This window comes from Pseudomonas phenolilytica, assembly GCF_021432765.1.
Classification (GTDB): Bacteria; Pseudomonadota; Gammaproteobacteria; order Pseudomonadales; family Pseudomonadaceae; genus Stutzerimonas; species Stutzerimonas phenolilytica.
On sequence record NZ_CP058908.1, the window covers coordinates 170062 to 183366 of the forward strand.

The window sequence follows — 13305 nt, forward strand, 5'->3', positions numbered from 1 at the left end:
TCGCGAAGCGGCCGCCGCGCAACGGCATGCGTCTTCGCTGGCGGGAAAGTTCCGAGCAATAAAAAACCCCGCGCGAGGCGGGGTTTTTTTACAGCTTAAGGGGCCGGTCGGCTTACATCATGCCGCCCATGCCACCCATGCCGCCCATGTCCGGCATGGCCGGGGCCGGCTTGTCTTCCACGATCTCGGCAACCATCGCCTCGGTGGTGACCATCAGGCCGCCGATGGAGGCAGCAGCCTGCAGCGCGGAACGGGTCACCTTGGCCGGATCGAGGATACCCATCTCGATCATGTCACCGTAGGTGTCGGACGCGGCGTTGAAGCCGTAGTTGCCCGAACCCTGCTTGACCTTGTCGACCACCACGCTCGGCTCGCCACCGGCGTTGGCAACGATCTGACGCAGCGGAGCTTCGACGGCGCGACGCAGCAGCGCGATACCGACGTTCTGGTCTTCGTTGTCGCCCTTGAGCTCGGAGATGGCCTGCAGAGCGCGAACCAGCGCGACACCGCCGCCAGGTACCACGCCTTCTTCGACGGCTGCACGGGTGGCGTGCAGGGCGTCTTCGACGCGGGCCTTCTTCTCTTTCATCTCGACTTCGGTGCCCGCACCGACCTTGATCACGGCAACACCGCCGGCCAGCTTGGCCAGACGCTCTTGCAGCTTCTCCTTGTCGTAGTCGGAAGTGGTGTCTTCGACCTGCTTGCGGATCTGGGCAACGCGGGCTTCGATATCAGCCTGGGCGCCAGCGCCGTCGATGATGGTGGTGTTTTCCTTGTTCAGTACGACGCGCTTGGCGTTACCCAGGTGCTCCAGGGTAGCGGTTTCCAGGCTCAGGCCGACTTCTTCGGAAATCACGGTACCGCCGGTCAGGATGGCGATGTCCTGCAGCATGGCCTTGCGGCGATCGCCGAAGCCCGGGGCCTTGACCGCAGCAACCTTGACGATGCCGCGCATATTGTTGACCACCAGGGTAGCCAGGGCTTCGCCTTCGACGTCCTCGGCAACGATCAGCAGCGGACGACCGGACTTGGCAACGGCTTCCAGCACCGGCAGCAGTTCGCGGATGTTGCTGATCTTCTTGTCGACCAGCAGCAGCAGCGGGCTATCCAGCTCGGCAACCATGGTGTCCGGCTTGTTGATGAAGTACGGCGACAGGTAGCCGCGGTCGAACTGCATGCCTTCGACGACGGACAGTTCGTTCTCCAGACCCGAACCTTCTTCGACGGTGATCACGCCTTCCTTGCCTACGCGCTCCATGGCTTCGGCGATGATGTCACCGATGGAGGAGTCGGAGTTGGCGGAGATGGTGCCGACCTGGGCGATGGCCTTGGAGTCGGTGCACGGCTTGGCCAGGTTCTTCAGCTCGGCGACGATGGCGATGGTCGCCTTGTCGATGCCGCGCTTCAGGTCCATCGGGTTCATGCCGGCAGCGACGGCCTTCAGGCCTTCGTTGACGATGGCCTGAGCCAGAACGGTAGCGGTGGTGGTGCCGTCACCGGCCTCGTCGTTGGCCTTGGACGCAACGTCCTTGACCAGCTGAGCGCCCATGTTCTCGAAGCGATCCTTCAGCTCGATTTCCTTGGCGACGGAAACGCCGTCCTTGGTGATGGTCGGAGCACCGAAGCTCTTCTCCAGCACGACGTTGCGGCCTTTCGGGCCGAGGGTCGCCTTGACGGCGTCCGCCAGGACGTTCACGCCAACCAGCATCTTCTTGCGTGCGGAATCGCCGAATTTGACTTCTTTAGCAGCCATGTTGATTGATCCTCAATTCTTGAATTATCGATGGAGATTCGCGGGGTAATCAGGCTTCGACGACGGCGAGGATTTCGTTCTCGCTCATCACCAGCAGATCTTCGCCGTCGACCTTGACGGTGTTGCTGCCGGAGTACGGGCCGAACACCACCTTGTCACCGACCTTCACGGCCAGGGCGCGGACTTCGCCGTTGTCCAGAACGCGACCAGTGCCTACAGCGACGACTTCGCCACGGTTCGGCTTTTCGGCAGCGGAGCCCGGCAGGACGATGCCGCCTGCGGTCTTGGTTTCTTCTTCGCTGCGACGAATCACGACGCGGTCATGCAGAGGACGAAGCTTCATTGTCGATCTCTCCTAACTGAGTTGTTCCATGCCAATCCAGGTGATCGGCGGGTTGACGAATCCGGCGGTGCCGGTTGCGGCCCGCTACGCGAGCCGCAGAAGACGGACTGTCGAACACGACAGCGACCTTGCGGTGTCCGCTACATGCGGGCGTTCAAGAGCATTTCAAGGGGCGCGGATGAAATTTTCGTGGCAGAAAAACAGAACCGGCATGCCGAATGACATGCCGGAGGTGACACTCACTGATCGCGATCGCGGCGCTCCCATTCCCCTTCGATGACGTTCGGCCGTTGCGGACCGGAACGCGCCTGCAGGTCGTCGGCAAAGGCACGCTGACGGCGCACCTGCTCCTCGATTCGCCGGTTGACCAGACGGAAGAGGAAATTGCGACTCGGCGGAAACAGCACGATCAGCGCCAGCACGTCACTGATGAACCCCGGCAGGAACAGCAGACCGCCGCCCAGCGCCAGCATCAGCCCCTGCAGCATCTCGCGCTCGGGCAGCTCGCCGCGCGCCAGTCGCTCCCGCGCGCGCCAGGCAGTGGCGAAGCCGGCCAGGCGCATCAACAGAACGCCGGCGATGCCGCTGAGCACCAGCAGCAGGATGGTTGCCAGCGCGCCGATGGAGCTGCCGACCTTGATCAGCACGTACAGCTCGGCCAGCGGAAACAACAGGAACAGCAGAAAGAAGATTCGCATCGATGATCCTTGGCGGAAGATAGGCTTCCAGTCACCTGTAGATGACGACGCCGCAGGCCAAATTCAACCCACACGCGACGCAGTCTGTAAGCGGATTATGCGAAAGCCTGCCTGACGCGAAGCTGAATCCGCTCAGCCACGCGCCATCGCCACCAGCGCCTGGCGCACCGCCAGCGGTGTTTCGCAGGGTTCGGCGAAAGGCAGCCAGTGCAGTGCCTGACCGATGCGCAGATGAAAGCCCTCGCTGTCGATACCGGCCATCTGCGCCGGCTCGGTGCCAGGCAAGCCGGCTTGGGCGACGTAGCGCGCAATGGCCGGCGCATGGTCATCGTTCATGTGCTCGACCATGCCCCGCTCCGCCGCGCCATCGCCGACGGCAAAGGGATTGGCCAGCGCCACGTGGTCCAACCAGTGGATCGCGCCGAAACCGCCGATGTAGCGCCAACGAACCGGTTCCAAGCGCCAGAAATCGAAATCGTGCACCCGATGGTAATCGCGCGACTCGGGGAAATAACGGTAATAGCGCTGCGCGGCCGCCTCGATATCCGCCGCCTCGCTCAGCTGACGTGCTTCGGCCAGCAGCGTGAGGCGACCGGCGGCCTGCACATCGGCAGCGGCGCGCTCACCGACCAGCAGCGAGCAGCGTCCGTCGGCCTTGAGATTGCGCGTGTGCTGGGCGATCCGACTGATCAGGATCAGCGGCCAGCCTTCGGCGTCCAGGCAGTACGGCACCACCGAGCCGAAGGGGAAACCCGGCATGGCCTGGGAGTGGGTGGAGAGCACACCGCGATATTCCTTGAGCAGAAGTTGTCGGGCATGCTTGGCGGCTTCAGCGCTCACAGGGGCTCCTCACAGGGCGGGTTCGACAGGGCGCTCAGCATAACGGTTTCCCCCGCGAGCGGGGTTCTCGCAGCGAGACAACAAGAAGGAGATGGGCATGCAGCTACAAGACAAGGTCATCATCATTACCGGCGGCGGCCAGGGTCTAGGCCGGGCGATGGCCGAGCATCTGGCCGGCAAGGGCGCGCGTCTGGCGCTGGTGGATCTCAACCCGGAACGCCTGGCCGAAGCCGTGGCCGCCTGCAAGGCCGCCGGTGGCGATGCCCGCGCCTACCTGTGCAACGTCGCCGACGAGGCGCAGGTGAGCGAGATGGTTACCCAGGTGGCCACGGACTTCGGCGGTCTGCACGGGCTGGTGAACAACGCCGGCATCTTGCGCGACGGCCTGCTGCTCAAGGTCAAGGACGGCGAGATCAGCAAGATGAGCCTGGCGCAGTGGCAGGCAGTGATCGACGTCAACCTGACCGGCGTCTTCCTCTGCACCCGCGAAGTCGCGGCGAAGATGGTCGAGCTGCAGAGCCAGGGCGCGATCGTCAACATCTCCTCGATCTCCCGTGCCGGCAACATGGGCCAGACCAACTACTCCGCGGCCAAGGCCGGCGTGGCCTCGGCCACTGTGGTGTGGGCCAAGGAGCTGGCTCGCTACGGCATTCGCGTCGCTGGTGTGGCACCGGGCTTCATCGAGACCGAGATGGTCGCCAGCATGAAACCCGAGGCGCTGGAGAAGATGACCGCCGGCATTCCGCTCCGGCGCATGGGCAAGCCCGCCGAGATCGCCCATTCGGTGGCTTATATCTTCGAAAACGACTACTACACCGGGCGCATCCTCGAGCTGGATGGCGGCCTGCGCCTGTGAGCCAGACGCTGCCTATATAGCCTATATAGAAAGAAGGGCAGCCCGAGGGCTGCCCTTCTTTTTCGGCACGTTCAGCGCGCGTTACCAGCCGACGCCGAAGCCGATGCTGTAGCGGGTTTCGTCGAGGCTTTCCTCGGCGCCGCTGATGATGTCCTTCTCGGCCTTCATGTTCAGCGAGGCCCAGTCGGTCACCTTGTAGCGCAGCCCCACCTCGGCATCCAGCGCGTAATCGGCGACGTTTTCCAGCGGCTTGCCCAGCTCGCCACTGCTGAACAGCTCGAACGTCTTGCCCACCAGGTAACGGTTGTAGTCCCACTTCAGCGCGGCGAGGTAGAAGTCCTCCTCCGAGCCGTCGGCGAACTCGTAGTCGCTACGGTTGATCAGCGCGGCCAGCGAGAATGCGCCCAGGTCGTTGTCCCAGAACTGGTAACCCGGACCGGTACCGATGGTGCGCTGGCGCCGCACATCCTCGATCTGGTCGCGCTTGTAATTCAGGCGCCCCTGCCAGAACCAGTGCTCGTCGATGAAACGGTCGAGCGCGTATTCGGCGTCCCAGTTGTCGGTCACGGTCACGCCGTCGCGGTACTCGCGGTTGTAGCTGGCCGCGCCGTTGTGCCGCCAGAGACCGTGGCGCGCCTTGGTATCGAAGGACACATCGTAGTCATCGGTGTCGGTTTCGGCGCGCTTGTAGTCCATCGCCACGTCGACGTTGCCCTTCCAGGTGAAGTCCTGGATCAACGGCTTGGGATGGATGATCTGCGAGATGCTGGCCAGCTCGACGGTACGTGGCTCGCCGCCGTTGACCAGCGTGACCTTTCCAGGCTCGGAAGCCTGCAGCGACTTCGCCACCTCGCCAACCGTATCGCCCTGTTTGACGAGCAGTTTCTGATCGCTTTCCAGCGTGGCGATCTGGTTCCACTTGAGCGGGATGGAGCCGCCGTAGCTGGTTTCGATCAGCAGCTTGCCACCGTCGAGCACGCTGATCTTGCCGGTCAGGCGATCACCGTTTTTCAGCCAGACGGTGTCGGCCAGGGTGGGCAGCGCAAAAGCGCAAAGGGAGAGGCAAAGCAGGGGTCGAAAAAACATAGAAGTGCGCAAATCTGGTCAGAAACGGTTGAAGGGCTGGCATTATCCCTATGCATCCTGCTCCAGCAACCACAGACCGCCGAACGGGAATCCGGTTCATTTCCAACGCAGCGGCCTGCCATTCGAGGAAACGTCACATGCACGAGCCTTCGCCCCTGCTACCGCCCGATGCCGATGCCGAGGCACGCCGCGCCGCTGTCTATCTGGTGATGGCGCAGATCCCGCCGGGCAAGGTGATCAGCTATGGCGAACTGGCCGCCATCGCCGGTCTCGGCCGCGCCGCGCGCTGGGTCGGCCGGCTGATGGCGCAGCTGCCGGACGACACGCGCCTGCCCTGGCACCGGGTCATCGCCGCCGGCGGTCGCCTCAGCCTGCCAGCCGGCAGTCCCGCCGGGCACGAGCAGCGCATGCGCCTGCGCGCCGAGGGCCTGACCATCCGCAACGACCGCGTGGACATGCGTCGCCACGGCTGGCATTCGACGGAGCACAGCGGTTAGAGTGCGCGCTCCGTCCAGCTGCCACAGATTGTCGATGTATGTCCCGTGAAACCTGGCGCGATGCCCTCGCCGCCTATGCCAGCCCCGCCAGTCTGGCCCTGCTGCTGCTGGGGTTCGCCGCGGGACTGCCCGCCGTGCTGGTGTTCTCCACGCTCTCGGTGTGGTTGCGCGAAGCGGGCGTGTCACGGGAAACCATCGGTTTCGCCAGCTGGATCAGCCTGGCCTACGCCTTCAAGTGGGTCTGGTCGCCGATGCTCGACCAGTGGCGCTTGCCGTGGATCGGCGCCCTCGGGCGGCGGCGCTCGTGGCTGGTGCTCTCGCAAGCGCTGATCGCCCTCGGCCTGGTAGGCATGGCGTTGTGCAATCCGCAGCACAACCTGACCCTGCTGATCGCCCTGGCGGTACTGGTGGCGTTTTCTTCCGCCACCCAGGACATCGCCATCGACGCCTACCGTCTGGAAATCGCCGAGGACAAGCTGCAGGCGACTCTGGCGGCCAGCTACATGACCGGTTACCGCATCGCCATGCTGCTGGCCAGCGCCGGTGCGCTGTTCCTCGCCGAGTGGCTGGGCTCGAGCAACCTGGACTACAACCAGGCCGCCTGGAGCTTCACCTATCTCGCCTTCGCGCTGCTGATCCTGCCCGGTCTGGTCACCAGCCTGGTGATCCGCGAACCGGATGCCGGCACACCGCTGCCCAACGAACCGGCGCGCTACACCTTCAACCACCAACTCGCCGCCGTCGGCCTGCTACTGGTGCTGCTGATTTCCGTTCCCGCCATGATCAACGCGCTGATCGCCCAGGCCTGGCCACGGGCGACGCTCTATGCGCTGTTCATCCTCGGTTCGATCTCGCCGGTGGGGCGCTCGCTGCTGATTCCGGTGCGGCACATCCTCCATCAGGCCGGACAGAAGCAACGCCCGCCGCGCTTCGATTTCGCCCACCAGGCGGTTTCGGTGATCGTGCTGATCATCCTGATGGTGTCGACCACCGGCATGTTCCAGTCGTACTGGGGCGGCTACTGGCCACGCGGCACCATGTATCTGCTGATCTGCTGGGGCTGTCTGTCGGCGCGCGGTCGCATCCTGATGGGACCGGTCCTGACGCCAATCACCGATTTCATCCTGCGCTATCGCTGGCAGGCGCTACTGCTGCTCGGGCTGATCGCCACCTACCGGATGTCGGACACCGTGATGGGCGTGATGGCCAACGTGTTCTACATCGACCAGGGCTTCTCCAAGGACCAGATCGCCAGCGTCAGCAAGCTGTTCGGACTGATCATGACCCTGCTCGGCGCGGCATTCGGCGGACTGCTGATCGTGCGTTTCAGCATCCTGCCGATCCTCTTCATCGGCGGCGTCGCCTCGGCGGCGACCAACCTGATGTTCATGGCGTTGGTGCAGATGGGTGCCAATCTGAACATGCTGATCGTCACCATTTCCTGCGACAACTTCAGTGGCGGGCTGGCCTCCACGGCGTTCGTCGCCTACCTGTCGAGCCTGACCAACCTGAAGTTCTCCGCCACCCAGTACGCGCTGCTCAGCTCGCTGATGCTGCTGCTGCCGCGCCTGCTCGGCGGCTATTCGGGGGTGATGGTCGAACACCTGGGCTACAGCGATTTCTTCCTCGTCACCGCACTGCTCGGCGTGCCGACGCTGGTGCTGATCGTCTGGCAATGGCGCCGGGGGCTGCGGCAACCCGAAGACCCCGGCCAAGAGGCCACTTCCCGGCCCTGAGCCTCCGTCAGCCCTGGACCAGATGCACCACCCGCTGCGGGAATGGAATGCCGACACCCGCGGCCATCAGCCGCTCTTTGGCCAGCTCCATGAAGTCGGCGGTCACCGCACCGACATCGGCGGTCGCCGCCCACACACGCAGCACCAGCGTCACGGCGTTGTCGCCCAGCGCGGTGACCACCACCACCGGCTCGGGATCGCGCAGCACCCGCGAGTCCTCGGCGATTTCCAGCAGGATGCGGCGCGCCAGCTTGATATCGCTGCTGTAGTCGATGCCGACGCTGATCTCCGCACGGCGCTGCGGCTCGCGCGAAAAGTTGGTGATATGGCCGTTGGACAGGCTGCCGTTGGGTACCACCACGGTCTTGTTGTCGCCGGTCTTGAGCACGGTGTGGAAGATCTGGATGGAGTGAACGGTGCCGCTGACCCCCTGCGCCTCGATCCATTCGCCGACACGGAACGGCCGGAACAACAGGATCAGCACACCACCGGCGAAATTCGCCAGGCTGCCCTGCAGCGCCAGGCCGATCGCCAGACCGGCGGCACCGATGGCGGCAATGAACGACGTGGTTTCCACACCGATCATCGAGGCGACGCTGACCAGCAGCAGCACCTTGAAGACGATCCCCGCCAGGCTGCCGACGAAGCCATGCAGCGTCGGGTCGACCTGACGCCGGCGCAGCAATGCGCCGACCCGTGCCGTCAGCGTATTGATCAGCCACCAGCCGATCAGCAGTGTGATCAGCGCCAGCAGCACCTTGCTGCCGTATTGCAGTACGACCGGAAGCCACGCCTCGGACAGCCCGACCAGATAATCCACACTCATGTCCATCGGACAGACTCCTTAAAAAAACGGCGCCCGGAACTGGCCGGGCGCGGGAAACGAAACAGGCGCGTCGGCGCGCCGGATCAGTCGCGGAAGTTGTTGAACTGCAGCGGCATGCCGAAATCCTTGGCGCGCAGGTGAGCGATGGCCTCCTGCAAGTCGTCGCGCTTCTTGCCGGTGACACGCACCTGCTCGCCCTGGATCGCGGCCTGCACCTTCAGCTTGGCGTCCTTGATGTGCGCGACAATCTTCTTCGCCAGCTCCTTGTCGATGCCTTCGCGCAGCACGACTTCCTGCTTGACGACCTTGCCCGACGGATACGGATCCTTGTATTCCAGGCACTGGATGTCGATCTTGCGCTTGACCAGGCTCAACTTGAGGATCTCGATCATCTGCTCCAATTGGAAGTCGGCGTCGGCCGTCAGCTGCACGGTCAGCTCCTTCTGCTCGAACGTTCCTTTGCCGCGCAGATCGTAACGACGATCCAGCTCCTTGATCGCGTTGTCGATCGCGTTGGTGACTTCGTGCTTGTCCAGTTCGGACACCACGTCGAACGAGGGTATGGGGCTTCCTCCAGAATAGATAGCGCGACGGTCACGGACCGACCCGCGCCTGGCTTGACGGTAAAAAAAGCGCGGTCATTATAACCGTTCGACGTGATACCGCCCGGTACTCCGGCAAAGCGTGACAGGACGTCCACCCTCTCCATTGATTGAGCTTGCCCATGCCCAACCCCTCCCTCGGGATTCTGGTCGTCGACGACGCCAAGTTCTCCAGCGTCATGATCGGCCGTGCGCTCAGTAAGGCCGGCTACACCGATATCCGCTTCGCCAGCAGCGCGGACGATGCACTCGCGTTGATGGCCGAACGCCCGACCAACGTGCTGCTGGCCGACTGGTTGATGCCGCAAACCGACGGCCTGCAGCTCACCGGCGCCGTGCGCCAGCAGGATGCCGCCAGCGGCCACTACACCTACATCATCCTGCTCACCGGGCGCGAAGGCGACGATGTGCTCGGCCAGGCGTTCGACCACGGCGTCGACGACTTCATCAGCAAGGCCGCCATGCATGACCAGCTGCTGCCCCGGGTGCGCGCAGCCGAGCGGCTGTGCGGCTCGCTGCAACGGCTCAAGCAGGAGAATCGCCGGCTCGCCGATAACGTCGCCAGTCTGGAGCAGAACAGCCTGGTCGACCCGCTCACCGGCCTGGGCAATACCCGCCACCTGCTGCAGCGCCTCGATGCCAGCCTGCGACAGATGGCGAACCGCGACACGGCGCTGTGCTACCTGCACGTCGGTCTGCCCGAGATACCAGCGCTGCACGAGCGCTACGGCGAGGCCTTCCAGGTGGAGCTGCTGCGGGCGGTGGCCGCGCGCCTGCGTCAGCTGGTGCGCCCGCTGGATGTGCTGGCGCGCATCGACGAGCAGCACTTCGGCGTGCTGGCGCTGGTGGACGACATCGAGAGTTGCTCGCCGGGCAGCTTCAAGCGCCTGCACGAGGGCCTCAACCTCAAGCCGTTCAAGAGCAGCGAAGGCTTCATCTCGCTCAAGGCCGGCATCGGCCTGTTGACGCTGGACGCCCGCGGTCTGCCGCTCGAAGCGCCGGCCCTGCTGGAGCGCGCCGGCGCGCTGCTGCCCAGCGCTTACAGCACCGGGCGCATCGTTCCGCTGCGCCTGCGCCAGCCGGCCTGAGATGACCACCTGGCACGTCCTCGGCGCAGGCAGCCTCGGCAGTTTGTGGGCCGCGCGTCTGGCCCGCGCGGGTGCGCCGGTACGGCTGATCCTGCGCAACCCTGAGCGCCTGGCGGCGTACCAGGCTGCCGGCGGCCTGCGCCTGAGCGAAGGCGGCGAGGCCCAGCGCCTGGGGATTCCGGCCGAACTGGCCGACGCGACGACGCCAATCACCCGCCTGCTGGTCGCCTGCAAGGCATACGATGCCGAAGCCGCGGTCGCCAGCGTGGCGTCGCGCCTGGCGCCGCGTTGCGACCTGCTGCTGCTGCAGAACGGCCTCGGCAGCCAGCAGGCCGTCGCCCGGCGCTGGCCGCAGGCGCGCTGCATCTTCGTCTCCAGCACCGAAGGCGCCTATCGCCAGGGTGACTTCGACGTGGTGTTCGCCGGTCAGGGACAGAACTGGCTGGGCGATCCGCAGGACACCACGCCGCCGGACTGGCTGGCAACGCTGAGTGCGGCGAGGATCGCCCATCAATGGAGCGAGGACATCCTGGCGCGCCTGTGGCGCAAGCTGGCACTGAACTGTGCGATCAATCCACTGACGGTGCTGCACGACTGTCGCAACGGCGAGCTGCTGGCCCACCGGGTGCAGGTGCTGGCGCTGTGCGACGAACTCGCCGAACTGCTGCGCGCCTGCGGCCAGCCCGAGGCCGCCATGGGCCTGGCGGACGAGGTGCTGCGCGTGATCGAATCGACCGCCGCCAACTATTCGTCGATGCACCAGGACGTGGCGCGCGGCCAGCGCACAGAGATCGCCTACCTGCTCGGCCATGCCTGCGCCAGCGCCGCCCGGCTCGGCCTGCAACTGCCGGCGCTCGCCGCCGTGCAGCAGCGCCTGCATGCCGAGCTGCTCCGCCGCGGATTGCCCGTCGACTGACGCACCGCTACCCTGCGCAGGTCTTTCACGTTATCCGTGGCCGCCATGACCCTGCGCCAGCGCCTCGAAAACCTGCCGGTCGGCCGCAAGCTGCTGATCGCCCTGCTCGTCCTGCTGGCCGCCGTGCTGCTGGTGTCCAACCTCACCTTCATCAGCGCCGCTTACTGGATCTCGCGCCAGAGTGTGGCGCCGCAGGCTATGCACACCATCGGCGAACTGTTCGCCAGCGAGGCGCTGAGCACGCAGGTGCTGGCCTCCACCGACGCAGCCGATGCCGCGCTGCGGCGACTCGACGGCTATTCGCCCTTGCGCGCCGCGGTGATCTACGACACCTCCGGCAACCAGTTGGCGCAGCTGCAGCGCGGCGAGCGCCTGCGGCTACCCGAGCGGCTCGGCGATGTCGCGGCCTGGCGCGCCGGGGAAATCCGCGCCAGCCTGCTGGTCGAGCTGCCGCAACCCGGCGATCGCCCCGGTCACCTGCTGCTGGTCGCCAGCAGTGAGCTGCCCGGCGCCTTCTACACCGGCACCCTGACGGCCAGCGTCGCCATCCTGCTGGCCAGCCTGCTGCTGTGGCTGCTGGTGGCGCGGCAGATTCGCCTGCTGATTACCCGGCCGATCCGCGAGCTAGAGGCGCTGTCGCGCCAGGTCACGCGCGACGAGGATTACTCGCTGCGCGCCTTGCCGAAGAACCAGGACGAGATCGGCCGCCTGGCCGATGCCTTCAACACCATGCTTTCGCGCATGCAGGCACGCGAGCAGCAGCTCAAGCGCGCCCGCGACGACGCGCAGGATGCCTTCGATCAGGCCCGCGGCCTGGCCGAGGAAACGCGCACTTCCAACCGTCGGCTGGAGCTGGAGGTACAGGTGCGCAGCAAGATCGAGAAGAAGCTCACCGGCTTCCAGAACTACCTCAACAGCATCATCGACTCGATGCCCTCGGCGCTCATCGCGCTGGATGAGCAGCTGTACGTCACCCAGTGGAATCAGGAGGCCAGCGTGCTGTCCGGCACGCCGCTGGACGAGGCACTGAACCAGCCGGTGTTCATCGCCTTCGAGCCGCTCAAGCCGTTCCTCGCGCAGATCCGCCACGCCTCCGAGCGCCAGCAGGTGCAGAAGATCGAGCGCGTCACCTGGCGCCGCAACGACGAGCTGCGCCATTACGCGCTGACCTTCTACCCGCTGATGGGCGGTGGCGGCCGCGGCGTGGTGATCCGCATCGACGACATCACCCAGCGCATCAACATGGAAGAAATGATGGTGCAGTCCGAGAAGATGCTCTCGGTCGGCGGACTGGCGGCCGGCATGGCCCATGAGATCAACAACCCGCTGGGCGCCATCCTGCACAACGCACAGAACATCCGCCGGCGGCTGTCCGCGGACCTGGAGCGCAATCGCGAAGCGGCCGCCGAAACCGGCGTCAGCCTCGAAGCGGTCAACCTCTACCTGCAAAAGCGCGAGGTGCCGCAACTGCTCGACGGCATCCAGCAGGCCGGCTCGCGTGCGGCGAAGATCGTCAGCCACATGCTCAACTTCAGCCGCATGAGCAACCGCCAGCTGGCCGACTGCCAGTTGCCGCTGCTGATCGACCAGGCGCTGGAGATCGCCGGCAACGACTTCGCGCTGGTCGAAGGCTTCGATTTCAAGTCGATCGAGATCGTCCGCGACTTCGATCCACAGGTCGACCGCGTGCCGTGCATCGGCAACGAGTTGGAGCAGGTGCTGCTCAATCTGCTGAAGAACGCCGCCCAGGCGATCCACCAGCACCGCGGTGCGGAGCCCGGCCGCATCATCCTGCGCACCCGGCTCAATCCGCCGTGGGCGGAAATTCAGGTCGAGGACAATGGTGGCGGCATTCCAGAAGCCGTACGCAAGCGCATCTTCGAGCCGTTCTTCACCACCAAGGAGGTCGGTCAGGGAACCGGCCTGGGACTTTCCGTTTCGTATTTCATCATTACCAACAATCATCAGGGGCAGATGGAGGTGCAGTGCCAGCCCGGCTACGGCAGCACCTTCACCCTGCGCCTGCCACTGGCGACGCCGGCCGAACCGGCGGATGCCTGACGC

13 protein-coding genes are annotated in these 13305 nt (G+C 65.1%); 6 read left to right on the forward strand and 7 right to left on the reverse strand.

Features of this window, described 5'->3' with window-relative positions:
• Nucleotides 1-112 precede the first annotated feature (112 nt).
• The 4 genes from groL to HU825_RS00935 form a co-directional block, all read right to left on the reverse strand.
• A complete protein-coding gene (groL, locus tag HU825_RS00920) occupies nucleotides 113-1753 on the reverse strand; it encodes a chaperonin GroEL (RefSeq protein WP_043297516.1) in 1641 nt (546 codons plus the stop codon).
• A 49-nt stretch (nucleotides 1754-1802) separates the two neighbouring features.
• Nucleotides 1803-2096, reverse strand: coding sequence for a co-chaperone GroES (locus HU825_RS00925; RefSeq protein WP_003294630.1), 294 nt, complete (start codon nucleotides 2094-2096; stop codon nucleotides 1803-1805).
• 239 nt (nucleotides 2097-2335) lie between these two features.
• Entirely contained in the window at nucleotides 2336-2794 is a 459-nt protein-coding gene (locus tag HU825_RS00930; protein ID WP_043297515.1) for an FxsA family protein, read from the reverse strand.
• Between the two features lie 132 nt (nucleotides 2795-2926).
• Nucleotides 2927-3634, reverse strand: a complete 708-nt coding sequence (locus HU825_RS00935) for a HugZ family pyridoxamine 5'-phosphate oxidase (protein ID WP_234302725.1) — start codon at nucleotides 3632-3634, stop codon at nucleotides 2927-2929.
• A gap of 97 nt (nucleotides 3635-3731) precedes the next feature.
• Between HU825_RS00935 and HU825_RS00940 the strand changes: the two genes are divergently transcribed.
• Nucleotides 3732-4490: an SDR family oxidoreductase gene (locus HU825_RS00940; protein ID WP_043297513.1), complete on the forward strand. Its 759-nt coding sequence runs from the start codon at nucleotides 3732-3734 to the stop codon at nucleotides 4488-4490.
• 81 nt (nucleotides 4491-4571) lie between these two features.
• Here the strand turns inward: HU825_RS00940 and HU825_RS00945 are convergent, their stop codons facing one another.
• On the reverse strand, nucleotides 4572-5576 hold the full coding sequence (locus tag HU825_RS00945) for a DUF481 domain-containing protein (protein WP_155550185.1): 1005 nt from the start codon (nucleotides 5574-5576) through the stop codon (nucleotides 4572-4574).
• 137 nt (nucleotides 5577-5713) lie between these two features.
• Between HU825_RS00945 and HU825_RS00950 the strand changes: the two genes are divergently transcribed.
• Together HU825_RS00950 and HU825_RS00955 are read left to right on the forward strand one after the other, a co-directional pair.
• Nucleotides 5714-6073, forward strand: coding sequence for an MGMT family protein (locus tag HU825_RS00950; protein ID WP_054095026.1), 360 nt, complete (start codon nucleotides 5714-5716; stop codon nucleotides 6071-6073).
• A gap of 38 nt (nucleotides 6074-6111) precedes the next feature.
• A complete protein-coding gene (locus HU825_RS00955; protein WP_102828719.1) occupies nucleotides 6112-7809 on the forward strand; it encodes an AmpG family muropeptide MFS transporter in 1698 nt (565 codons plus the stop codon).
• Nucleotides 7810-7816: 7 nt separating this feature from the next.
• Here HU825_RS00955 and HU825_RS00960 read toward each other — a convergent pair whose 3' ends face one another.
• Entirely contained in the window at nucleotides 7817-8641 is an 825-nt protein-coding gene (locus HU825_RS00960) for a mechanosensitive ion channel family protein (RefSeq protein ID WP_054095027.1), read from the reverse strand.
• Between the two features lie 77 nt (nucleotides 8642-8718).
• The gene (locus tag HU825_RS00965) at nucleotides 8719-9198 is read right to left on the reverse strand and encodes a YajQ family cyclic di-GMP-binding protein (protein WP_077683754.1); all 480 of its coding nucleotides are present in this window, start codon (nucleotides 9196-9198) and stop codon (nucleotides 8719-8721) included.
• A gap of 161 nt (nucleotides 9199-9359) precedes the next feature.
• On the opposite strand from HU825_RS00965, the gene HU825_RS00970 reads away from it, so the two are divergent.
• Genes HU825_RS00970 through HU825_RS00980 form a run of 3 tightly spaced genes read left to right on the forward strand, consistent with a single transcriptional unit; the run spans nucleotide 9360 to nucleotide 13302 of the window.
• The gene (locus HU825_RS00970) at nucleotides 9360-10325 is read left to right on the forward strand and encodes a response regulator (RefSeq protein ID WP_077683753.1); all 966 of its coding nucleotides are present in this window, start codon (nucleotides 9360-9362) and stop codon (nucleotides 10323-10325) included.
• 1 nt (nucleotide 10326) lies between these two features.
• Nucleotides 10327-11241: a putative 2-dehydropantoate 2-reductase gene (locus HU825_RS00975; protein WP_234302726.1), complete on the forward strand. Its 915-nt coding sequence runs from the start codon at nucleotides 10327-10329 to the stop codon at nucleotides 11239-11241.
• 45 nt (nucleotides 11242-11286) lie between these two features.
• Entirely contained in the window at nucleotides 11287-13302 is a 2016-nt protein-coding gene (locus tag HU825_RS00980; protein WP_234302727.1) for a HAMP domain-containing sensor histidine kinase, read from the forward strand.
• Nucleotides 13303-13305 lie beyond the last annotated feature (3 nt).

What these genes read in the sequence shown, in the direction of transcription:
- HU825_RS00940 (WP_043297513.1), top strand. Translation starts at nt 3,732, where the DNA reads ATGCAGCTACAAGACAAGGTCATCATCATTACCGGCGGCGGCCAGGGT.
- HU825_RS00930 (WP_043297515.1), bottom strand. Translation starts at nt 2,794, where the DNA reads ATGCGAATCTTCTTTCTGCTGTTCCTGTTGTTTCCGCTGGCCGAGCTG.
- HU825_RS00945 (WP_155550185.1), bottom strand. Translation starts at nt 5,576, where the DNA reads ATGTTTTTTCGACCCCTGCTTTGCCTCTCCCTTTGCGCTTTTGCGCTG.
- HU825_RS00925 (WP_003294630.1), bottom strand. Translation starts at nt 2,096, where the DNA reads ATGAAGCTTCGTCCTCTGCATGACCGCGTCGTGATTCGTCGCAGCGAA.
- HU825_RS00980 (WP_234302727.1), top strand. Translation starts at nt 11,287, where the DNA reads ATGACCCTGCGCCAGCGCCTCGAAAACCTGCCGGTCGGCCGCAAGCTG.
- HU825_RS00960 (WP_054095027.1), bottom strand. Translation starts at nt 8,641, where the DNA reads ATGGACATGAGTGTGGATTATCTGGTCGGGCTGTCCGAGGCGTGGCTT.
- HU825_RS00955 (WP_102828719.1), top strand. Translation starts at nt 6,112, where the DNA reads ATGTCCCGTGAAACCTGGCGCGATGCCCTCGCCGCCTATGCCAGCCCC.
- HU825_RS00970 (WP_077683753.1), top strand. Translation starts at nt 9,360, where the DNA reads ATGCCCAACCCCTCCCTCGGGATTCTGGTCGTCGACGACGCCAAGTTC.
- groL (WP_043297516.1), bottom strand. Translation starts at nt 1,753, where the DNA reads ATGGCTGCTAAAGAAGTCAAATTCGGCGATTCCGCACGCAAGAAGATG.
- HU825_RS00975 (WP_234302726.1), top strand. Translation starts at nt 10,327, where the DNA reads ATGACCACCTGGCACGTCCTCGGCGCAGGCAGCCTCGGCAGTTTGTGG.
- HU825_RS00950 (WP_054095026.1), top strand. Translation starts at nt 5,714, where the DNA reads ATGCACGAGCCTTCGCCCCTGCTACCGCCCGATGCCGATGCCGAGGCA.